Here is a 23,431-nt window from a genome sequence, read left to right as displayed (position 1 = left end):
GAGTTTTTGAGAGTGGATTTTCTAAAACCCAATGTTTAAGCGTGTTTTGGTAGTTTGGGTGCCTAAATATCTACAAATTAGATGATTGTAAATACGAATAAAACCCGCTGCTAGAGCGGGTTTTAAGTTTGTCGGGTGGACTGCCCGATGAATTCGAGAAAATAGTATTACAAATTGAAAGAATTCCATTTTTAGCTCCTCTCTGAGTTTTTCCATGAGTTTTTTCTGGGTAAATGCTCAAAGCTGCTACAGCATTGAGTTTTGTGACTGCTTTGTCGGGCAGTCATCCCGACACAAAATAGAAAGCTCGTAAACGTTGCGTTTGCGAGCTTTTTTGTTATTGATAGTATGTGCTGATTATTTTCTGCCTTTCCTTCAACAAATCAACAACAACCGGTACAACCCCGATTTTTCTTTCGGTGCGCGGTGAATGCATGGCGGAACTTTACTTCCGGGATGATCAACCGCCAGCCGCCACAGATGACTGTTGCCTAATGTAACAGGTTGGGCGTCCGGTACTGCCTGGTAGTGCAGGTCAAAGAAGTTTTCTGCCAGGAATGCTTCAAAACCGGCGTCGCTTCCATCAAACAATTTGCGAAGCTCAGCCCGGATTTCGGGGATGTGTATTTTCTGTTTGGCTTGCGCATTCGGCAGTATTTCGCTCGAATCGCCATAGTAAGTGCATAAAAAAGTATCGGTTGGTACCGGCGAACGATCTACATGGTAGGAGTACACATCCGTGGGGAAGAAGGGGTAGTCGTCGTCCTCGTCGTAGTTTTTGATCACATTCAGGACGGGCGCTGCGCCGCAATCCCTCAAATCCTTCATGTCCTGTAAAAGAATTTCGCGCGCCATTTGTCCTGGTTCGGTTAATGGCAGCGCGCCAAGTTCCGCTTCTTCAATCACCGTGATATTTCCGGTAAGCGCTATCTTTTCAACGATCTCTGCGAAATCCCCCCGTAGTTCGCGCTTCCAGCAAACGGCGTTTTTGTCGCCGTAATAGGACGTTCCTACAAGTTCCTGGAAATTCGAAACGTAGATAATTTGGTTGGATATGTTGATTGTGTCTGGCATGATAGCGGTGTAAAGATAATATCATTGGGGAATAAAGCAGCGGCGCCCTCCGGAAACGGCTCTCCGCGCGGCATAGGGTATATTTTACACTAACTGAATCTTTTGGTTATATCCGCTAAATTATCTTATTTGCCTCCATTAGCTCCATTTCCAATGCCAACCAAATCATCACCGCAGCCAGAGCTTGACGAGCTCGATCTCAACATCATCTACGCGTTGTCATCCGACGCGGACACTTCCCACAAGGAACTGGCGAAGCGATACAATGTGTCGCCTGGAACGATCCATTTCCGCGTATTGCGGATGAAGGACAACGGCATCCTGGGAGAGTCGAAGATGAAAGTAAACCTGCACAGCATTGGGCTGAAGGTTACCGCATTCGTGGGGATTTACCTCCAGAACGCAACGAAGCACGATTTCGTGGTCGCGAAGCTGCACCGTATCCGGGAAGTGGTGCGGGTGCATACGCTCACGGGGCAGTTCAGCCTGCTGGCGGAAGTAGTCTGTTCCGACCGGGAGCACCTGCGCGCGGTGTTGTACGAGCAGATCCATCATATCACCGGCGTCGACCGGACGGAATCCATGATCTCCCTGCAGGAAGAATTCTCCAAAGACGTACACGTTCCCTGCTTCGGGGATTTGAGTTAAAACATTCCATATCATATCCATACAACCGGAATATGCCGCCAAGGCATAGTATTTGTCTTTCTTTCACAAATACCCATTGTATGAAAAAAAGTACGCTATACTGGACATTGGCCCTGGCCGGCGGCGCACTGCTGTTACGCAACGCTACGCGGGTCAGCATCCCGAAAGGGGCCAAAGCCGTCCGCCCGTTCAACCTCCGCAAATACCTCGGCCAGTGGTACGAAATCGCAAGGCTGGATTACCGCTGGGAAAGGTCCCTCAACAACGTTTCCGCTTTTTACTCGCAGAATGCCGATGGCTCTGTGAAAGTCGAGAACCGGGGCTATGATTATAAACGCGGCAAATGGCGGGAAAGCACCGGCAAAGCGAAACCCGTTTTCCTGGAAGACGAAGCCCGCCTGAAAGTCTCCTTTTTCGGCCCCTTTTACGCGGGGTACAATGTGGTAGCCATCGACCGCGAATATCGCCACGCACTCGTTTTCGGTAACGATCTCCGCTATATGTGGATTTTATCCCGCGATCCTGAAATCCCCGACGAGATAAGAGACCAATATCTCGCGTACGCCCGGGAAATCGGGTATGACACCGAAAAACTCGTCTGGGTCGAACACGACTGATACCCATATCCAATCATATATGTAGAAGGCAATCCGGCTCCCGGGTTGCCTTTTTTATGGATTTTCCAAGCACTGTAACCGAAACTAAAGAATTAATCTTTGGATTCCAGCCAGCGGAACGATTGGGCATCCGCCTCCAATACATCAACGCCGTCGGTGCCCGGACGGAAACGGATGTCGATGATGGCCGTGGCACGGGGCGAAACGCGGTCGGCCGTCCGGTGGGTATGCAGCACGTAGCGCATCTTCCCGGATTTGTCGTACAGCACATCGCCGTGGCCGGAGCCGTTATGGCCGACCAATTGCCGGTTGATGACCGGGTTGCCTGGATATTTTTTCCAGGGGCCGGTGGGGGAGGAGGAAGTAGCATATCCCACCGCGTAATCCTTATTGCGGAAATCGTTCGAGGAGTAAATGAGGTAGTATGTTTTTTTATGCAGGAGTACGGTAGGCCCCTCCGCCACGGGCCACTCCGCATTCACGGTGTTTTCCCAGCCTTCGGTGCTTGCGATGCATTCCTTTTCGGTGCCGGGGATCACATCGGATAAATCCGGCCGCATTTCTGAAACGAAGATCCGGTTGCCTTGCTGCAATTTGACGTGGTAGAGATAGACTTTTCCGTTGGGGTCAAAGAAAACGAATGGATCGATTTGCTTGCCGGAGCCGCTCAGTGCAAAGGGTTTGTCCTGTTTGAAAGGGCCCGCGGGATGGGAGGCCTTGGCGATCGCAATTTGCTCGTCAGCCGTATACGCCATGTAGTAAGCGCCTTTATGTTTAAAGATCTGCGGCGCCCAGAAGCCCCCGTTACCGAATGCCTCACCACGCTGCAACGCCAGCCTGCGCGAAGTATCCGCCGGCGCCTGCCATGTTTTCAGATCTTTGGAAGTATATACGAGGAAGCCCCTGCTGCTGCTGGTGCCGTAGAGATAGTATTGCCCCTTGTCGGTGAAAATGGTAGGGTCGGCCAGGAAGATGGACGGCTGCTGCGCCGCGCAGGGCAGCGCCATCGCCATCGCCATCAAGGCTGCCGCTACCGCGCATTTGAGAATGTGTACCATGACGCCTAAAATAGAAAAAATCGCCCGCTTTCTATTAGCGGATCGAAAAACCCCCGAAGCAGCATGCTCCGGGGGGCTTTTACTTACCAATGTATAGCTATGCTCAACCGGATGCCCACTGCATGAGCAACCCGCACAGATAGCCGCCGTAATTGCCGAATACATAACCCAACACGGCCAGTAATACGCCAACGGGCGCCAGCGCCGGGTGAAAGGCCGACGCGATCAGCGATGCCTGCACCGCGCCGCCGAGGTTTGCTTCGCCCGCTACCGCGAAAAAGAAGTAAGGCGCTTTGATCAGCCGTCCCACGATCAGCATGGCCAGGATATGGAACAACAGCCAGATAAACCCGACCAACAACAAGCCGTAGTTCTCCGCCACGCTGGCAATATCCATCTGCATACCCACCGCGGTGATGAACAGGTACAGAAACACGTTCCCCGTCCGCGAAGCGCCGGAACCCTCCAGCCTGCGCAACGGCGTGAACGACAACGCCACCCCGATCGTGGTGCATAAAATCACCACCCAAAAGAACCCCGACGTAAGACTGAAACGCTCCAGCACAGGGTATTGCATCTGGATGTACGCTACCGTAGGCTCCGCGATGAAGTACGCCAGCCCGCATCCTCCGAAGGCTACCGCCAGAATCGACAATACATTGCCCAGGCTCGGAATCTTCGACGTCGCCAGCTGATATGCTGCTATCTTCTCCCGCACCTCGTCCACATCATTGTCATTGGCGCGGAAAAAACGGTTTATTTGCTTGTTCCTCCCTACGCCGAACAACAGGATCGCCAGCCACAGGTTGGCGATGATCGTGTCAAGGATCACCATGCTGGAGAAAAGCTTCGGACTGGGTTTGAATACCTCGCTCAACGCCGCCAGGTTCGCGCTTCCGCCAATCCAGCTGCCCGAAACGCAGGCCAGTCCCCGCCAAACGGCGTCCGGCCCTTCGCCGCCGACCAGGCCGGGTGCGAATTGTTTCACAATGAGGATCGTCAGCGGCCCGCCGATGATCACACCTACAGCGCCCGCCAAAAACATGGCGCCCGCTTTTTTGCGGAGCTTCCACAATTCCCGGATATCCACGCTCAGCGTAAACAACACCAGGCCCGCCGGCAGCAAAAACTTCGAAATTAGCTCGTATACCCGCGAGTTTTCCCCGTTGATGACGTTGGCGGTGTTCAATATGCCGGGCACGAAATACATGACCAGCAAAGGCGGACAAAAGAAATAAAACTTCTTCAGCACACGGTTCTGCGAATTCGACGTGAGGTGCACGGCCGTCGTAATCAGCACCAGGATGGCGAAAACGACGATATCCTGCTGGATGAGCGGCTGGCGGACTGTTACTTCATTCATGATGTCTGGATCGCTTATTTTTTGCGCAGGCCCAGGCCCGGCGCATCTGATAAAATGATTTTCCCTTCTCTCAATTCAGGATCGTGATACGGATTGTTGGCGATCAGCCAGCTGCTGTCCAGATCCACCCAGTCGCACAATGGCGCGATGGCGGCGGCGCCGAGTATACCAACAGAAGATTCGCTCATGCAGCCGATCATCAGTTTCAATCCCAGCGAACGCGCCTTTTGCACCATTTTGTATCCTTCCAGCATTCCCGTGCATTTCGACATTTTGATGTTGATGCCATGATACACGCCCTTGGCGCTTTCCACGTCCACAAGCCGCTGCACGGCTTCGTCGGCGACCACGGGGAGCGGACTGTGCTCGGTGACCCAGGCGTTATCGTCGCGCTGCGCAACGGGCATGGGCTGCTCGATGAATGTGGTGCCCTGTTCCTTCAGCCAATGGATCATGTCGATGGCTTCCTGGCGGTCGGTCCAGCCCTGGTTGGCGTCTACACACAACGGCTGGTCCGATACGGAGCGGATCGCTTCGATGATACCGCGGTCGTTTTCGCCGCCGAGCTTAATTTTCAGCAGTTTGAATTCCGTGGCCTCGCTTACTTTCTTGCGGATAACCTCCGGCGTATCCATCCCGATGGTGAATGAAGTCACCGGCATTTTATCGGGATCGGCGCCGAAGAGTTGATAACAGGGCTTCCCGAGGATTTTACCGTAGAGGTCATTCAGCGCTACATCGATCCCTGCTTTCGCTGCTGTAAGGCCGGGGCGCTTCTTTTCCACGAAATCCATGATGGACTGCCGGTCGCTGATATCGGAGAACTTCGCGAAATCGGGCACGAGCGAGGCGTAAAAAGCGAGGACGTCGTCGATGGTTTCGTTGAAGTAATAACCCGGACTGGCTTCCCCGACGCCGGTATAGCCTTCATGTTCTATCGTGAGGTAAATCACGGATTGCGTGAGCATGGTGTATCCGGAAATGGTGAACGGATATTTCTTCCTGAGCTCGAATGTTTCAAAACTGATTTTCATGTTATATCTGATTTTCGAATGATTGTTTTGGTTGGCTTACCGCTGCCGGAATCCGGCGAGTTGACGCGGCGATTGATTTTTCGAAACGGTTTTGCTGAAATAAATGCGGTTGGCCCGCGGCAGATGAACAGACAGGCGCGCTACCTGCTGGTTGTCCATATGGAAATCGTAAATCACCCGCAGCCCGTGGTCAAATCCTTTGTAACCGATCTGCTTCCCGGAATTGAAAACCGGTTCCAGGATCACGGAATCGGAGGGGGCACGGTGCATGATTAATCCCCTGGGATGCTGTTCCAGGGAAATCGTCACATTGCAATCTTCGCTGTGGTAGGCGCCGGCAATAACTTTCAGCAATTCCGGTGATACGGTATAGATGGGGATTTTCCGGTAGGTGACAGGTTCCCCGCCGCGCGTAAGCGTCACGGATTCGCCGGTTCCAGAGAACTGGTACAGCGTTTTTTCGAGCAGGAATTTATTGCCCGGGAGCGCTTTCAGCGGCGCGCGGTATTGCAGCAGGCCGGTTTGGCCGGTGAAAAACTGGAGGACGTCGGAACTGTCGGTCTCGTTCATGTAACTCCCCGTTTTCCCTGCCAGCGTGGCCGGCTGCAGGCGGATGGTGTCTTTGTCGGAGTAAGGCAAAGGTTTAACCACCTTACGGTCGAAAAGAATCTCGAAGATGTTATTGTTGAGCTCCACGGTGGAAATTTCCTGGTTATTGCTTGTGTAAGCGACCGCGAAATCACCGGCGGGGTAGTAGGTGGTGAGCGCACGAAACGCGCCCAGGAAGCCGGAATGGCTGATTTGCCGGATGCCTGCTATCGTTTTGACGTACACGCCGCCATTGGCATAATCGCAGGTGTCGCCGTTGTTCAGCACGTATCTTTCCAGCCGCATTTTTGTAAATGCATCTTCCGGTTTGAAGTGATGATGGATGTAGCGCAGCCATTTGTGCAGGTCTTCCGCCGTGGTGATAAGCCCCGCCGCGCCGTAATTTTCATCGAGCACAGTGCCGGCTTTCCAGGTTTTGCCGTCGCGGAAGTAGCCGGTGGCTTTACCGGGCGCTACATACCGGAAGTGCTTCCGGAAGTAAGAACGGTGCATACCGGCAGGCGTAAGCAGGCTGTCCTGCACAAATTTCGCAAACGGAATACCCGTCAGTTTTTCCACGAGCGTAGCCGCAAGATCGTACCCTGCATTGGTATACGAAAGCCTTTCGCCGGGCGCATAATTGAGGTTGGCCTGCCGGAAGATCATGTCCAGTGCAAAAGCCTGGTCCATGAGGCGATACCCGGTAGGCCAGGGCGTGAGATACGTCACGTTCCGCCAGTCTTTCAGCCCGCTCGTATGCGTGAGCAGCTGCCGGATCGTGATGGTGGCGCCGTAATCCGGCAGCTCCGGGAAATATTTGCGCGCGTCATCATCCAGCGACAACTTCCCCTGCCGCACGAGCAGCAGTAAAGCCGTGGCGGTGAATTGCTTCGAGACAGACGCGGCTTCAAACAGCGTAGTGTCCGTTACGGGCATGGGCTGCTCCAGGTTGGCGACCCCGAACGATTTCCGGAAAATCTCCTTTCCTTCCCGGCTCACGATCAACGTGCCCCCGGGCTCCTGTGCGCCGAAATCCGCCGTGAGCCGCGTGAGCCGGGCCACGATGCTGTCGGTCTGCTGGGCTTGCACTGCCGTGCCGGCAAAGAGGCCGGCCAGCAGACATCCGGTCCGGAAGATCGGCATCCTCCGGCGTTTGTGTGTATGTGCATTCATATCGGTTAATTAACAGGTTTCAGATCCAGGTCATGAAAGTCGAGACTGACGTCAGTGAGCGGCGATACGGCTTTCATCTTCGCCGACACAATCTTTCCGCCGGCGTCGGGTGTAAATGTGATAAAGGCGTCGCCACGCACTTCGCGATGGTCCCACCGCACGATGAAAGTTTCATACTGCCAGTGCTCCATTTTGCCGTAGAACACGGGCGTATGCTGTGCCTTCATGTACAGCGCGCCATCCTTCAGCGTCACCGTTATATCCCCGTACCAGGGATCGCGGTAGGTGCCGGCGTATTTTCCAAGCGGCAACGCCGGGCGCGAGGTGCTATCCCGCTTCGCCAGCGATTGTCCTTCCAGCGCCGCGAACCGCGCGAACTTCGCGTCTTCCTGTATCCGGTAACCGCGTATCCAGTCGGTCGCCGGTTTTTTCAGGTAATAATCCGCCAGGTGCTGGATGATGGCGTTATAGGCGTTGCCGGATTCCTGGTTGGTGAGTACCGTTATGCCCAGTCTATGTTCCGGGAAGAGCATCACGCAGGACACGAAGCCGTCCAGCTTGCCGCCGTGCGTCACTACTTTGGTGCCGCGGTTGAGGTACACCCTGAACCCCAGCGCGTAGCTGTTCATGTCCGTGCGCGATGGCCCGATCCATGCAGGTACGGATACTTCCGGCATGGGATTCACGCCCTGCCACAACAGCGCAGTGGTTTTGGGGTGGAACAACGTTTTCCCCGAATCCAGTTGTACCAGCATCCATTTCGCCATATCCGCCGCATTCGACACGATGCCGCCCGCCGGGTTGGATTTATCGCTCATGCCTTCTTCGAAAAATGTTTCCAGCACGCTGATGCGGCCTTTGCTGTCGGGGATGTGCGGCATCGCGCCGTTGATCTGCCCCTGGAACCGGGAAAACCGCTCCAGGGTACCCTGCATCCCCGCGGGATCGAGGATCTCGCGGCGGATGAAATCTTCCCACGACAACCCGCTTGCCGCTTCGATCACTTCGCCCGCCGCGAGGTACAGCACGTTGTCGTACGCATACGCGGAGCGGAAACTGGTGGCCAGCGGCAGGAATCGGATCTTCTCCACGATCTCGCGCCGTGTGAAGTCGGTCACGGGGAATTGCATGAGGTCCCCGGCATAGGGCGCCAGGCCGCTGTTGTGCACCAGCAAATCCCGGATGGTGATCTCCCGCGTTACATATGGGTCCGACATCCGAAACCACGGCAAATGGTCGATCACGCGGTCTTTCCATTGCAGTTTGCCCCGCTCCGCGAGCATCCCCAGCGCCGTAGCAGTGAATGCCTTCGTATTGGAAGCGATCGGGAAGAGGGTTTGTGCGTCCACCTTCCCGGTTTCGCCCATTTTCCGGACGCCGTATCCCTTCGAAAGCAATACCTGCCCGTCTTTCACCACCGCGATGCCAAGACCGGGCACGTGAAAGGAATCGAGGACTTTCCCGATGTAGGCGTCCAGCCCCGGCGGCAGCGGCGTTGGCTTCCGCTGGCCGAACCCGGTGGCATAGACGGCTATGAGGAGGGACAAAAGGAGGGCTTTCCGGCTGCTTCTGCAACCGGCGATGTCAATCATTTTGTGCATCATTCCGTTACTTTTTTATCGTTGGATAAACAGGGGATCAAAACAGGTCGATCGCCGGCCAGGCGGTGGCGCTGCTGTTCACCGCGGGCCATATCAGGCGGTCGAGCGCGGTGTTAAAGGCCGTGGTGTTGTTGCGCGTGTTCAGGAAAATCGCCCAGCTGTAACCATGATAGGTGCGCACCATCCAGGTTCGCGTGCCCGACAGCGAACCACCGTGATACCAGTTCCCGTTGGTGCTGATGCGGATGCCGAAAGCGTAATTGGAAATAGTGGATTTGGTGCTGAGCGCCGTGGTGGTAGCCGCGGCCAGGAGGTCGGGCACCGTCGTGAACCCGTCGTTGTGCACCATCACGCGCATGTAGTCGATCGGACTGCCGATCCAGGCGCCCGCTGCGCCCAGCCGCGTGAACGCGTTGCTGTTGTAGCCGTAGGGATTGTTGCCGTTCTGGCCGTAATAGCGGACTTCATTCGGTTTTCTGAGCGCATACGTAGACGCGCCGATCTGCATGTTGGCGACGCCCGAAGGGCCCAATACGTTTTGCTGGATGAAGGTCACATAGTTCTGTCCCGTTATCTTCTCGATAATCCGGCCCATGATCATGAAGCCGAGGTTGGAATAATCTGTTACGGTGCCGGGAGCGTTCGTCAACGGCCTGTTATTGATGGCCCAGCCGATAAGTTGGTCGATGTTATAGGTGGATTGCGCGAACGCGGGATCGTTGGAGGAATTGCCCCATCCGCCGCCTTCGTGGCGCAGCAGTTGCTCCACGGTCATGTCCTGGATATAGGCGGGATAAGGTTTGGTGCCCAGCGTGGTATCGAGGAGCGCGCCCACGCCGAAAATCTTATCGGTCAGCTCCAGCGAATCGTCTTCCACCAGCTTCATCACCCCGAGCGTGGTCACGAACTTGCTGAGACTGGCGATGCGGAACAGGCTGGACGTGTCTACCATATCCATCGTGGTGGAGTCGGCGATGCCGTAGCCTTTCGCGTACACGAGCTTGCCGTCTTTCACCACGGCGATGGAGGCGCCGGGCACCTGGTACAGCGCCATGAAACTGGCGATCTGGGTGTCGATCACCGGCATGTCGGGCATGATGGTGGTGATGGAGGATTGTGTGTCGGGCTTGTGTTCCGGCGCGGGCGGTGCAACGAGATCCTTTTTGGAACAGGCCGCCAGGAACAACATGGCGGTGATCAGGCCGAGGGTGGAGTATTGTATAAAGCGAGAGGAATTGTTGAATTGCATAACATTGATTTTAGAGGAATGAATGTTTGACTTTTGCCGGCGGTTCAGCGCCAGCCAGGATTCTGTTCCATGTTGGGATTGGCGTTCATTTCATCATAAGGAATGGGCATGATGAAACGGTTGTTGGGATATTTGTAGGTGGTCTGCGCATCCGACTGGATGTTGATCACGTCTTTTCCTTTCCGGTTGAGGTCGAACAGCCGGTTTCCTTCGAAGGCAAGCTCTTTGCGGCGTTCGAGGATAATCCGGTCGATGAGCGCTTCGCCGCTCAGATCTACATCCGTAGCGGACGGGTCTGCACGTTTGACGATCACGTTCAGGTCCGCCAGTGCTCCGGCGCGTTTGGAAGCATCGGTGAGCGACAACTCGGCGCGTGCTTCGGCGCGGATGAGCCACATTTCCGCTTTGCGCAACACTTTCGGGTTGTCATCTTTCGTCCCCACCCCATTCGGATACTTCCCGATGAAATACGCCTGCGGCTCCGCGTTGACGCGCGCGCCCGGCGTAATAAGCCCACGGCGGACGTCGGTGGCGGTATAAGTGTCGTACAAATCTTTGGATGCGAGCAGGTCGCCGTACCCGGCTTGTTCGGTCATGTACCCGATGCCGTCGGAACCGGAATTGCTATTGGGCGTATTGCCGATCTCCAGCAACGATTCCGCGGAAAATTTGGCGCTCCAGCTGGCCACGTATCCCGAAGCGGGGAGGAGCGTGTACAGCGTGTTATCGATCACTTTAGTGGCGTAGGTTTCGGCGTTGGCCCAGTCTTCCTGGTAGAGGTACACTTTAGCCAAAAGCCCCTGCACCGCGGCCAGCGTAAACCGGCCGTTGCTTTTCGCGTTGGCCATCAGCGATTCCGCCTGCTTCAGGTCGGCAACGATCTGCGCGTAGCTCTTCGCCACATTCTCCCGGTTGGGATAAATGATCTGATTAGAGGGTTGCGTATATACCGGGATGCCCAAATGGGCTGCGCCCGCCGAAAAGTTATACGGCTGTGCAAACAGGCGTACCATGTCGAACATGGCCAGCGCCCGGCAGGCATACAACTCGCCGGTTACCTGGCTGGCCTTCGCCTGTTCGGCAGCCGGGAAGGTGATTTTCTGCGCAGAAGACAGCGCCAGGTTGGCATTTACGATCACCTGGTTCATCAGCTGCCACGCGCCGGTCAGATAGGAATCGCCGTTGCCCACGGCAAAGCGGTCCTGGTTGAGGTAGCGCCCGAAATTGCGGATGCTGATGAAACAGTTGTCGCTCATCAGCTCGGGCACCAGTATAAACGTGCGGTTATAATAATTCGCCTGCTTAAACCGGCTGTACACACCTGTCGAAGCGGTCGTGAGCGATTCGAGATCTTTGATCTGGTCGAAATCGATGGCCTGCGGGTTCTTCAGCTCCAGGAACGATTTCCCGCAGCCCGCCGTCATAAAGGCAGCGCACGCGGCAAGAATGATGGTGTAGGATGCAAGACTTCGCATGATCCTGGCTTTTATCGTTTGCATACACATGCATTGAAGGATTAAAGGGAAAGATTTACGCCAATGGCGAATTGCCGCGAAATCGGCAGGTTCTGGTCCAGCACGCCGCTGATATCCGTTTCGGGATCATACGGCAAATACGGGTCGCGGACATATGTGTAGAGGTTGTTGCCCCGCACATATACCGACGCGCCCCGCACCACCTGCTTTAGCTGGCCCCGCACCGGGATCTGGTACGAAAGCGTGACCTCGCGCAGACGGATGTAACTGCCGTCGTACAGGAAACGGGTCGACGATTGATTCGAAAGCCCCGATTGGCTCCCGCGGTACGCCATCTTCGGATATTTGGCATTGTCGCCAGGCTTTTTCCAATGGTGGTCGTAAGTCATCCGGCTGATCTGGCCGGTTTCGGTCAGCCCCGCCGAACCATCCGATTGCGTGTAGGCGCCCCAGCTGTCGTAAATGTGATTGCCCCAATTGAAGTAAATGAGGGTGGACAGCGATACGCCTTTGAAAGAGAACGTATTGGTCAGCCCGCCGAAAACCGATGCCAGCGCGCTTTTGCCGGTTTGCTTGTAAGGCGCGGCCTGGTTGTAGACGTTGGTGGTTTTGGATTCGGTTTTGTCGGTATACCAAAGGGCGTCCCCGGTTTGGGGATCTACGCCGGCATAGCCGCGGAGGTAGAACTGGTAGAAGTCGCCGCCGATTTCCCGGAGAAAAACCCCTGTTACCACGCTCGAATCCTGGTAAGCGAGGATTTTGTTTTTCTGCGTGGAGATGTTGAAGTTGATGTTCCAGTCAAATCCGCCAGCTGATTTTGCCTTGATGGCCTGGCCGTTGATGGCCAGTTCCCATCCTTCGTTCTTCATCCCGCCCACGTTGTAATTCAGTTTGCTTACACCGTTTTCCATGGGAACGGGCATGTCCTGGAAGAGGTTGCTGGTGCGGCGGGTGTACCAGTCGATGCTGCCGGATAACCTGCCTTTCAGGAATTCGAATTCTAGCCCGATGTCGAGCGGACGGTTCTCTTCCCAGGTCAGCGTGCCGCTTTCGATTTGCCCGACGATGAATCCCGGCAGGTTCATATAGTTGTTGCCGCCGGAAAGGAAGCCCTGCGCGCCGTAGTAATCGCCCAGCTGACTGCCGCTCAAACCATAGCTGGCCCTGAGTTTCAGCCGGTCGATCCAGGAAGCGTTCATCATGAAGTTTTCTTTGTCGATGTTCCAGGCCGCGCCGGCCGACCAGAAGTTGGCCCAGCGGCGGAGGCTGCCGAAGCGCGACGAACCGTCGCGGCGGCCGGTGAGGTTGATGTAATATTTCTGGTCGTAGTTAAAGCTGGTATTCACGAAATAGGAAGCGATGGAAGCCGCCGCGCGGTAGCTCCAGGCCACGAATGGCTCCGATGCGTTCTGCAGCGTGTAGAGATCCTGCGCCGCGAAATTGTTCGCCTGCGTGCTCACGCGTTTCAGGTTGCGGCGGGCGCCTTCCTGGCCAACGGTGGCGTTCACGCCGAGACTGCCGAATTGCCGGTTGAACTTCAGGAGGTTCGAAGCCGTCCAGTTGGCCCACAAAGTTGAGTATTCCGCACCCCGGCCGTTGGAACCGCGGCCGTCGCTCCAGAGCGGGCTCCAGTAGCGGTAATCGTCGGAGTAATGAATATCGATGCCCAGTTTGGATTCGGCGGATAGGTAATCCGTTATCTGCAATTGCGCGCCCACGTTGCCGATGGCCTGGTAAATGTTCGTTTCGTATTTGTTTTCGTTCCGTACGATTTCAGGATTGTAAACGAGATTGGGATTGTAGGCCCCGGTTTCGGTATACGGCGCCAGCCAGGGCACGAGGCGGTAGAGGCTGCGGATGGGGTTTTGCCCCGTTCCCGCCGCCGGTACGGTGCTCAGCCGCTGCCCGGTGAAGTTCATGGTGCTGTTGAAGCTGAGCCGTTTGCTGGCTTTGTGGTTGAGGTTGATGCGCGCGGTCTTGCGGTCGAACCACTGCCCGCGGGTTACGGCGTCTTGTTTATAGTAACCGCCGGAAAGGAAGAATTTCGTTTTATCGTTCCCGCCGGAGGCCGACAGGTTATATTGCTGGTATTGTCCGGTTTGGGTGATGACATCCATCCAGTCGGTATTCACATCCGGGTTCAGGCCCTGGGTAACAAGGAATGCTTTCGCGGCGTCGGGTGTGGTGATGCCGTTGGTCTGCCGGTTCAGGACGCCTTCGATCATCAGTTCCGTCATCTCGGCCGTGCTCAGCGGTTTATTGCGCTTGGAGGTGGCCATCTGGTTGATGCCGTAATTGGCGGAAGCGGAAATGTTCGTGCGGCCAGCAGCGCCTTTTTTCGTGGTAATGAGGATCACGCCATTCGCGCCCTGCGAACCGTAGATCGAAGCGGCGGAAGCGTCTTTCAACACCGTAATGGATTCGATATCGTTCGGGTTGATGCCGGCGCCGGAGTTGGAGGAGGTGGCCAGCGTGGTGATTTCCTGCGTGAGCATGGGCACGCCGTCTACCACATACAAAGGCGTGTTGATGCCGCTGAAGGAACTGATGCCCCGGAGCCTCACGGTGGGCGCGGCGCCCGGCTGGCCGGTGGATTCCATCACCTGCATCCCCGCTACGTTCCCCTGCAGCGATTGCTGGAAAGAAGGGCGGGACCGGTCTTCCAGCTGCTCGCTCTTCACCGTAACGGCGGAACCTGTGTAGGAAGCGCGGCTCTGCGTGCCGTAGGGCACCACCAGCACTTCGTCCATTTGCCGGGCGGATGGCTTCATGATAATGGCGAGGTAACCTTCGTTGGTCCGGGAAACGGAAACACCGGTGCCGCTCAGCTGCACGGAACCGTCAGCGCTGAAATGCGCTTTCATTTCCTGCGTGGCAAATCCCACGAAGGTAATCACCAGCACCGAGCCCTGGCGGACGTCGGACAGCTGGAAACGGCCCTGCTCGTTGGATTGCGTGCCCCTGGGCGTTCCTTTCACGAAAATACTCGCGCCCCACACCGGTTCCCCGGCCTGGGTGAGCAATCTTCCCGAAATATCCCCTTTCACGGAATCGGCAGCCGCACCCTGGCGGAAGGAGGCGTTGGCTTTGCGTGACAAAATGATCGTGCGGTTGACGATTTTGTACGTGACGGGCTGGTTGTTCAGGCAGATCTGCAATACGTCTTCCAGCGGCCGGTCGTGCACCTGCACGGTCACGCGCTGCGCCGCCTGGATGTCGCTGTCGAAATACACGAAATTGTATCCCGTTTGCTTTTTAATCGCCCGGAAAACCCGGGAAATCGGAGCGTCTTTCTCGTTAATGGTGAGCTTCTGTGTGTAACCCTTGGCACTAGCGGCAAGACACCCGATCAGCATGAAGATCGAGGAAAGTTTCATGGCTCGGATCACCTTGGTTTTTAAAGTCTCATGAAAAATGATGACGCGCGGATGCGTACTGCGCGGTTTCCTGGCTGGCAAGTCTTTGGTTAAAGTCATATCTTTGCCGGGTCCCGGTTTCCCCGGGACAGGTTTGGGTGAATAAATAAAACAGTCAAGCGAGATTGTAATTTCAGGCGCCCGAATTCCGGCCGTCGCGTCTGACCACGCGACGGCTTTCTTTTGGAAAGCCCTTTTACTTGTGTTTTGCTGGCAGGTACACCAGATTTTGGTTGCGTTGCATATTCATATGTTATTTAGGTATGACGATGACTTTGCGGCCTTCGATTTCGAAAGACACGCGCCCGGTGAGTTCCAGCATCTGGAACAGTTCGGAGGCATTGACGCTCCGCGATACGTCGCCCGACAGGGTGCCGGTCACCTTGCCGCGGTATTCCACTTCCAGGTCGTACCACCGCGCGGCTTGCCGCATAACAGTTTCGATATCGGTTCCCGTGAAATAGAAATCCCCTTTCTTCCAGGCCATTACCTGGTCCAGGTCGGGCCGGGTAGTGGTAATGTTCCCTGCCGGTGTTACCGACGCCTGTTCGCCAGGCCGCAGGGGATGGGTGTTGCCGGAAAGATGGAGCTGTACCGCCCCTTCGAGTAAAGTGATAGTTGTAGCAGATTCTTCGGTATATGCGTTGATGTTGAAATGCGTGCCCAATACTTCTGTCTGCGTACCGCGGGCGGTTACCACGAACCGTTGCCCATTCTTCTTCGCCACTTCAAAATACCCTTCGCCTTTCAGTTCCACGTTACGTTGCCTGCCGTGAAAAACAACGGGGTAGGTGAGGGAGGAGCCGGCGTTGAGCCAAACGCGGGTACCGTCGGACAGGGTGATGCTGACTACCTGGCTGCCCCTGGGATTGTTAAGCGTGTTGAATACGGGAGCGCTGTTTTCGCTGGCGCTGCCGTTATAGGCGATCTCGCCGCCGTCGAGCTTAATAATCTGCGTGTTCGATTGCGTGGTGGTGGCGCCGTTGGCAAGGCTGTCGAGCACCAGCTGGGAGCCGTCGCCGAGGGTGATGGTGGCGCGGGAGGAGCGGGGGGCTTTTACGTCCTGCGCCATGGTGGCGGGTTGCGCTGCCGGTTTGGCCGGGTTTCGTTGGTTGAGGATGAAGAACGTGGCGGCGCCCCCGATGAGGAAGATGACCGCGGCGGCGCGCCAGGTGTGGCGGCGCCAGGGAACCACGCGCGTACCGGTGCTGATGCCCGCTTTGTCGCGGATGCGCGCCAGCAGGCGGGCTTCATGCTCTGCTTCGCCGGGAACGAAGCTGGCCGGGATTTGCACGGGATCCTCCATGCCGGTGTTGTACCAGTCTTCCAGTTGTTCCCGCTCCGCTTCTGTGATGGTACCTTCCATCAGTTTGCGGATCAGTTGCTGGTAATAAGCGAGTTCTTCCCTTTGTTGGCCGGGCATAAAGCGTTCGTTTTCCTATAAGTAGGACAAAGGAAGGGTTCCCCCTACGCGGGAAGAAAAAATCAGATGATCCCGCCGAGGGTGAAAAGGGAGCGGAGGGCGGAATGGAGATGTTTGAGCGCCTTGGTAATCTGGTTTTCCACTGTTTTTTCGGAAATGCCGAGGGTTTGGGCGATCTCTTTGTGGGAGAGGCCTTCGTTACGGCTCAATTCATAAACGAGGCGGCAGCGCTCGGGTAATTGGGCCGTCGCCTGGAGGATCTGGGCTTTGAGGGCATTGTAATCGCATTCGGGCTCCTGCCATCCGCCGGTTGCAGCCTGCTGCCGGAAGTCGCGCTGGCGCTGTTGCTTGTCGTAATATGCAAATACCTGGAACTTGACGGCGCCGGCAAGATATTGTCTGAGCGTGCTGCGGATGCTGATATCGGCCCGCCGCTTCCAGAGATCGGCGAAAATGTCCTGCACGATCTCCTCCGCGTCCGCCAGGATGCCTGTTTTATTGGCCGCCACCGAAAAAAGCAGCTTCCAGTAACGCTTGTACACCTCCGTAAACGCGGCTTCGTCCCCTTCCTGCAGGAGGGAAAACAACTGCTCGTCTGTATATGCATGCAAAAGCGTCAAAGCGAAATATAGTTGGTAAGCGTAACGATCTGGTTGATGGAATAGCCTGATGTAGCGAAAAGATACTTAATTATCCATGGTTTTGAAAGTAAAAAGATTTTCCGTCTCCCGGAAACCCTCAAAGTTTACCGGGTTTTAAAAATGATACAATGTTGCAAATAAATTGTACCTTCACATCTCCGGATATGGTCAAACCTATATCCGTACTGGATTTAGAGGCGTTTTTAAAAAATGTTAAAATTTTCCCGATTTCGTAAACGCAACGGATGTATGTTGACTAAATTTGCATTTGAAATTTGTTACGGGAGCTATCAAGAGCGAGTAAACGTTATTTATATCCCTTTCATCCACCAGCGCTCCGCCCAACGACATGAGAAAATAAACAGCGAAAATATATGATCAGGGGAACCATCAGCCGGATTTGCTTACTGGCAGTTGCGCTCGCCGCAACCCAGGCCGCCGCAGCGCAGCACATCCAGGAACCAGGCGTAAAATCAAAAACCAGCTTTGCCATCGTGGTCGACGAGCCCACGTTCAAAAAAGCCCAAAAGGAAATCGAAGCATACCGTACCGCGGTCGAACAATCCGGTCTCGGCACCTATATTATTTACGAAAACTGGAGAAATCCGGAACAGATCCGGAAAGTACTCAAAGACCTCCACGCCCGGCCGCAAAAACTGGAAGGCGCCGTGCTCGTGGGAGATATTCCCATCCCCATGGTCCGCGATGCCCAGTACCTGACTTCCACTTTCAAAATGAACCAGAAAATCAACTGGCAGCGCTCCTCCGTTCCGTCGGACCGCTTCTACGACGATTTCCACATGGGGTTCGATTTCATCAAACAGGACAGCGCGCAGCAAAACTACTTCTACTACAGCATCAACCCCGACGCCGCGCAGCAGATCAATATGAGTATCTACACCGCCCGGATCAAGCCGCCGGTGATCAAAGGCCGCGAATCCGCCGATCTCATTAAGGAATATCTCGTGAAAGTGGTGGAAGAGAAGAAGAAGAACAATCCCGTCAACGATATTTTCATCTCCACCGCCCACGGCTATAACTCGGAATCCATGAATGCTTACGCCGGCGAGCAGATGCAGATCAGGAACCAGTTCCCCGCGGTATTCCGTCCCGGCGGTGCGGTGAAATTCTTTTCCTTCACCAACGATCCCTTCCTGAAATTCACGCTCCTTTCCGCCCTGAAGCATCCGGAAACCGATATCGCCATCATGCACGGGCACGGCGATACCGACATCCAGCTGATCAACGGCGTGGCGCCGCAATCCAATCCCTCCGGCGCGAAAGATAACATCCTCCGCTATCTCCGCTCCAAAGTGCAGGCCGCCAAAGAAGACGGGCGCGACGTGGAAGCGGTGAAAGCCGGTTTCGTGAAATCCCTCGGGGTGCCTATGAACTGGATGGATAACGCGCTCGAACCGGAAATCATGAAGCAGGACTCCATCTTCAACCGCAACCTCGACATCCATACCGATGACCTCCTGTCCGCCAAGCCCAACGCCCGCTTCGTGATGCTGGATAACTGCCTCACCGGCTCCTTCCATCTCGATGAATACATTGCCGGCTATTATCCCTTCGGCGGCGGTAAAAATATTGTAGCCGTAGCCAACAGTATAGGCGTATTGCAGGACCTCTGGGCCACAGAGCTGCTCGGCCTGCTCCAGCATGGCGTGCGTGTGGGCAACTGGTTTAAGCACACCGCTTACCTCGAAACCCACATCATGGGCGACCCCACCTTCGCCTTCACCGGCATAGGCCCCAAAGACCTGAACGACGCCATCACTGGCAATTACAACGCCGCTTACTGGAAATCCCTCCTGCAAACGCCCGACGCCGATATCCAGGCGCTGGCGCTCGTACACCTCGACGGCAAGCTGGACAAAGCGGCTTATTCCAACCTGCTGAAAGAAACGTACTTCAAGTCGGGTTATGAATCCACCCGCATGCAGGCATTCCAGCAATTGAAGAAGCTCAATAACGCGGATTTCGTAACCGTCCTGAAAGCCGCCACCGGCGATTCATTCGAGTTCATCCGCCGCCGTTCCCTTTACGAAATGGGCGAAAGCGGCAGCGACGAGTTCGTACCGTATATCGTGAACATGATCCTCAACGATTACCATTCCGAGCGGATCAATTTCAAGATCAAATCCACCCTCGCGCTGATGAATTCCCAGCCCATCGTGAACGAGATCAATAAACAGATCTCGCCGGAAACCATGGTGCACTTCGAATCCAGCAAGGAAGAACTGCTGAAAGCCGCGGCTTATAACGAGAAGAAACTGAAGCAGCTGAACGATACGATCCTGGCTAAATCCAAAACAGACAAAAGCCGGATCTCGGAGATCACCATGATGCGCGCTTACCGTTATCACCAGACAGTGCCAGCGATGGTAGCCATTGTGCGCGACGCGGACAACAGCGAAGCCGTTAAAATGGCCGCCCTGGAAGCGCTCAGCTGGTTCCCCCGCTCCTGGAAACGTGATGAAATCGTAGCGCTTTGTAAGGAAGTCGCGGGGTCCGATAAATATCCTGCCGCGCTGAGAACGCAAGCCCGCAAGAACCTGAATATTTTTCGCTGATAACGCTATATACCAAACATGAAAAAAGTATTGAACGTAATCGTCTGCACGCTCCTGGCCGTTTCGGCCTCGGCGCAGGCGAAGAAACCCAAGCCCATCCTGCCAGCGGATGTACAGATCCGCGTGGCGGTGATGGCTGCCCCGAAGGAGTTCCGCGACAGCGCTACTGTGCTGGGCTACACGCCCGACGGCAAGCTGACCGTGCTGCGCCAGGGGACCAACGATATGATCTGCCTGGCCCCGAACCCCAAACAGTTCGGCGTGTACGTGTATGCTTACCCGAAAAGCCTTGAGCCGTTCATGGCCCGTGGCCGCGAGCTGACCGCACAGGGCAAGCTGCGCCAGAAAGATTCCACCCGCGAAGCGGAGATCAAATCCGGTAAACTCTTCATGCCGAAAGAAGCGACCATCATGTATGGTTATTGGGGGAAAGATGAAGCGCTGGTGCCGGAAACGGGGGAGATTAAAGACGGTCAGCGCCGGTATGTGGTATATATGCCATATGCCACCGGGGCCAGCACCGGCCTGCCGACCGAACCCGCCGAACCGGGCATGCCCTGGCTGATGGGAGCCGGCACTTATAAAGCACATATCATGATCAATCCGCCGGATATGGGCGGGCATAGTCATAGTCACTAAAGACGAATCAACAACTTATGGCATTAAAATTTTCTTTTACACGATGTGTAAATGCGGGGAGCCTATGGATGTTACTTATCCCGGTAACTGCCCTCGCGCAGCAAGATAAAAAGGCATACAGGATAGGAGGGACCGTCTACGAAACGCGCGCCAATAAAAGCAGGCCGCTGCATTACGCTTCGGTTTCCATCCCCGCATACGGCATCATCGCGCAGACCGACGGGAACGGGCGCTTCGAGCTGCCCAACGTGCCCGCAGGCGCTACCAGCCTGCAGGTAAGGTTCCTCGGCAAAGTGACCATCGATACCGTGCTGCAGATCCAGGGGGATAAAGACCTGCAGTTTACCATGCTACAGTCCGACTTCCGCCTGGTGGAAGTGAACGTGACCGCTAAAACCACTACCGGCGGCAACGGCACTACCTCGCGCATTTCCCGCGCGGCCATCGACCACCTCCAGGCCAACAGCCTGGCGGATGTAATGGCGCTCATTCCCGGCGGAGTGACCGTTAACCCCGACCTCACCAACGCCAAGCAGCTGAATATCCGCAACGCGGGGGCCAATACGGAAAACATGAACGCTTTCGGTACCACGGTCATGATGAACGGCGCGCCGATGTCGAACAACGCCAACCTCCAGTCGCTGGCCCCCGGTATTACCGGCGGTTCTGCCTCCATCGGCGGCGGCGCTTCGCCCAACGCAGGCTTCGACGTGCGCAACATCTCCATGAACAACGTGGAGTCTGTTGAAGTGATCCGCGGCGTTCCCGGGGTGGAGTATGGCGACGTAACGGCCGGCGTAGTGATCGTGAACACCAAGGCCGGCGCGCAACCGCTCACTATCCAGGGCCGTACGAATCCGAATGTTTACCAGTTGTCGGCCGACAAGGGCTTCAACCTCGGCAAACGCAGCGGTGCGCTGAACCTCGGGTTGGACTACGCCTACAACACCAACGATCCCGTGCAGCAATACCTGAAGTACCGCCGCTTTACCGGCAGGGCCATGTATTCCAATACCTTCTTCAGGCAGCTGTCCACCACCACCTCGCTCGACCTGTTATATGGTAAAGACTCGCGCAACGCCAACCCAGACGATCAGGTGACCAAAACCGCCTCCAGCGGTGAAGATCTCGGTTTCATCTTCAACACCCGCGGTACATATCGCATCAATAAAAAATTGTGGCTGCGTAACATCAATTATGTGGCAAGGGTAGGATATACGGTGAAAAATAGTTTCTACGAAACGCAGAATACCGCCGCGAACGCGCCGTATTCCATGACTACGAACAACGGCAGCATGCTTACCAATAAACCCGGCACCGATATTTTCGATGTGGACGGCAACAAGCTGAATACGGACAATCCCCTCGATCAGGGCTACTTTGCCACTTATCTGCCCAGCACATACATGGGCCGGTATGATATCAACGGTAAAGAGTTGAATACGTTCTTCAAGGCGTCGGCCACGTTCTTCAACAAAATCGGGGCTACCAACCACCGCTGGATCCTCGGGGCGGATTTCAAATCGGACAAAAACTTCGGTGATGGTAAAACATTCTCCGACACCATGCCCCCGATGCGCAGCTTCTCTTCCGTCAATTCTACTTTCCGGAAACGCGCTTTCAAAGATATTCCGGCATTGACGCAGGTTGGGCTGTATGCGGAGGAAAACTTCAATACCCGGGTGGCGGGCCGCAGGTTTGAACTGTCCGCCGGTTTGCGCTTCGATCATTTCTCCGGCGGTGAACACGCGCTATCGCCCCGGCTGAACGCCAGCCTGGAAATCGTTCCGCAGATTTTCAGCATCAACGGCGCCTACGGTAAACTGGCCAAAGCGCCTTCGGTAATGTACCTCCATCCCGAACAAGCCTATTTCGAATATGTGAACATCAACGAGATCGGGGTGAGCAATATCCCGGCAGACCAGCAGGTGCTTATGACCACCACACGCGTATTCAACACCGAAAATCCCCAACTGGAAATCGCCAGGAATGAAAAGGCCGAGATCGGCTTCCGCCTGAATGTAAACCAGGCCACCCTGCGCGTAACGGGTTACAAGGAGAACATGGATAACGGGTATTCCATGAACCGCTCCATCTATGGCTATAAACCCGTTGTGTTCAACGAATACCGTCGTACTGGTGATGGGTCGCAACCCATCTACGAACTGGCGGCCAGCAACAACGTGCTCGCGGGCTTCTACATGCCTACCAACAACCTTGTTTCGCGCACCAAAGGCATCGAGATGGACCTCGACCTGGGGCGCTTCAAAGCCATCCGCACCGCCTTCTCCCTGAACGGCGCGCTGCTCACCACCGAAAGCTATAACAAGGATTATACGTACTTCGACGAGTTCAGCGGCAACGCGGGCTCCGACAGAACGCACATCGGGTTGTACGAAGCTGGAATGGTGAAAAGATATGACCAGTCGGCCGTAACGATGTTGCGCGCCACCCATAACATTCCCCGCCTCGGTTTCGTGGTAACGTTTACCACGCAGGTAATCTGGAATGAAAGCAATTACCAGCGTTTCGGCAACGACAGCATCCCGGTGAAATATATCTCGAAAGAAGATGGACAGGTGTATGATTACGATGTGAAACGCAAAGATGAGCCCGAGTTCAAGGACCTCCTCCGCAACGTCAACCGCATCACGGAGGTGAAAGAATCCTGGCCGCCGCTCGTGACCTTCAATATCAACGTTTCCAAGGAAATCGCTGATTACATGCGGGTGTCGTTCTTCGCCAACAATATGTTCAGGACTTACCAGCGCGCGGAATCCAAACGCGTACCGGGCACTTACGAGAAACGGGGCAACCGCTTCTTCTACGGGCTGGAATTATCGTTAAAACTTTAAC

At 55.3% G+C, this 23,431-nt stretch carries 16 protein-coding genes; 5 read left to right on the top strand and 11 right to left on the bottom strand.

The features are described from left to right. Window positions 1-375 precede the first annotated feature (375 nt). Window positions 376-1,074, bottom strand: a complete 699-nt coding sequence (locus WJU16_RS02695) for a hypothetical protein (RefSeq protein WP_341836786.1) — start codon at window positions 1,072-1,074, stop codon at window positions 376-378. A gap of 153 nt (window positions 1,075-1,227) precedes the next feature. Here WJU16_RS02695 and WJU16_RS02690 point away from each other — a divergent pair, with 153 nt between their 5' ends. Together WJU16_RS02690 and WJU16_RS02685 are read left to right on the top strand one after the other, a co-directional pair. Next, complete coding sequence (locus tag WJU16_RS02690; protein ID WP_341836785.1) at window positions 1,228-1,722, top strand: Lrp/AsnC ligand binding domain-containing protein; 495 nt, start codon at window positions 1,228-1,230, stop codon at window positions 1,720-1,722. Between the two features lie 80 nt (window positions 1,723-1,802). Beyond that, window positions 1,803-2,339 carry a lipocalin family protein gene (locus tag WJU16_RS02685; RefSeq protein ID WP_341836784.1) on the top strand — a complete coding sequence of 179 codons (537 nt, stop codon included), beginning with the start codon at window positions 1,803-1,805 and terminating at the stop codon, window positions 2,337-2,339. Window positions 2,340-2,431: 92 nt separating this feature from the next. Here WJU16_RS02685 and WJU16_RS02680 read toward each other — a convergent pair whose 3' ends face one another. The 10 genes from WJU16_RS02680 to WJU16_RS02635 form a co-directional block, all read right to left on the bottom strand. Next, window positions 2,432-3,397: a glycoside hydrolase family 43 protein gene (locus tag WJU16_RS02680; protein ID WP_341836783.1), complete on the bottom strand. Its 966-nt coding sequence runs from the start codon at window positions 3,395-3,397 to the stop codon at window positions 2,432-2,434. A gap of 103 nt (window positions 3,398-3,500) precedes the next feature. Further along, window positions 3,501-4,760 (bottom strand): DUF819 family protein, encoded by a 1,260-nt coding sequence (locus WJU16_RS02675; protein WP_341836782.1) that lies wholly within the window; start codon window positions 4,758-4,760, stop codon window positions 3,501-3,503. Between the two features lie 14 nt (window positions 4,761-4,774). Beyond that, window positions 4,775-5,794, bottom strand: coding sequence for a dipeptide epimerase (locus WJU16_RS02670; RefSeq protein WP_341836781.1), 1,020 nt, complete (start codon window positions 5,792-5,794; stop codon window positions 4,775-4,777). Window positions 5,795-5,830: 36 nt separating this feature from the next. Next, window positions 5,831-7,555 (bottom strand): serine hydrolase domain-containing protein, encoded by a 1,725-nt coding sequence (locus WJU16_RS02665; protein ID WP_341836780.1) that lies wholly within the window; start codon window positions 7,553-7,555, stop codon window positions 5,831-5,833. 5 nt (window positions 7,556-7,560) lie between these two features. Beyond that, complete coding sequence (locus WJU16_RS02660; protein ID WP_341836779.1) at window positions 7,561-9,159, bottom strand: serine hydrolase; 1,599 nt, start codon at window positions 9,157-9,159, stop codon at window positions 7,561-7,563. A gap of 34 nt (window positions 9,160-9,193) precedes the next feature. Continuing rightward, the gene (locus tag WJU16_RS02655; protein WP_341836778.1) at window positions 9,194-10,405 is read right to left on the bottom strand and encodes a serine hydrolase domain-containing protein; all 1,212 of its coding nucleotides are present in this window, start codon (window positions 10,403-10,405) and stop codon (window positions 9,194-9,196) included. Window positions 10,406-10,449: 44 nt separating this feature from the next. Then, the gene (locus WJU16_RS02650) at window positions 10,450-11,880 is read right to left on the bottom strand and encodes a RagB/SusD family nutrient uptake outer membrane protein (RefSeq protein ID WP_341836777.1); all 1,431 of its coding nucleotides are present in this window, start codon (window positions 11,878-11,880) and stop codon (window positions 10,450-10,452) included. A gap of 41 nt (window positions 11,881-11,921) precedes the next feature. Then, on the bottom strand, window positions 11,922-15,257 hold the full coding sequence (locus WJU16_RS02645) for a SusC/RagA family TonB-linked outer membrane protein (RefSeq protein WP_341836776.1): 3,336 nt from the start codon (window positions 15,255-15,257) through the stop codon (window positions 11,922-11,924). A 292-nt stretch (window positions 15,258-15,549) separates the two neighbouring features. Beyond that, window positions 15,550-16,719, bottom strand: coding sequence for a FecR domain-containing protein (locus tag WJU16_RS02640; RefSeq protein ID WP_341836775.1), 1,170 nt, complete (start codon window positions 16,717-16,719; stop codon window positions 15,550-15,552). Window positions 16,720-16,781: 62 nt separating this feature from the next. Then, on the bottom strand, window positions 16,782-17,330 hold the full coding sequence (locus WJU16_RS02635) for an RNA polymerase sigma-70 factor (RefSeq protein ID WP_341836774.1): 549 nt from the start codon (window positions 17,328-17,330) through the stop codon (window positions 16,782-16,784). A 404-nt stretch (window positions 17,331-17,734) separates the two neighbouring features. Between WJU16_RS02635 and WJU16_RS02630 the strand changes: the two genes are divergently transcribed. The 3 genes from WJU16_RS02630 to WJU16_RS02620 all read left to right on the top strand — a co-directional run bounded on the left by WJU16_RS02630 (window position 17,735) and on the right by WJU16_RS02620 (window position 23,430). Further along, window positions 17,735-19,936, top strand: a complete 2,202-nt coding sequence (locus WJU16_RS02630; RefSeq protein WP_341836773.1) for a hypothetical protein — start codon at window positions 17,735-17,737, stop codon at window positions 19,934-19,936. Between the two features lie 18 nt (window positions 19,937-19,954). Then, entirely contained in the window at window positions 19,955-20,575 is a 621-nt protein-coding gene (locus WJU16_RS02625) for a hypothetical protein (protein WP_341836772.1), read from the top strand. A gap of 68 nt (window positions 20,576-20,643) precedes the next feature. After that, window positions 20,644-23,430, top strand: coding sequence for a TonB-dependent receptor plug domain-containing protein (locus WJU16_RS02620; protein WP_341836771.1), 2,787 nt, complete (start codon window positions 20,644-20,646; stop codon window positions 23,428-23,430). The last annotated feature ends 1 nt before the right edge of the window (window position 23,431 follow it).

Source organism: Chitinophaga pollutisoli (assembly GCF_038396755.1).
Taxonomy (GTDB): Bacteria; Bacteroidota; Bacteroidia; order Chitinophagales; family Chitinophagaceae; genus Chitinophaga; species Chitinophaga pollutisoli.
Note: the sequence above shows the minus strand (reverse complement) of the source record. Positions and strands in the feature narration are given on the sequence as shown.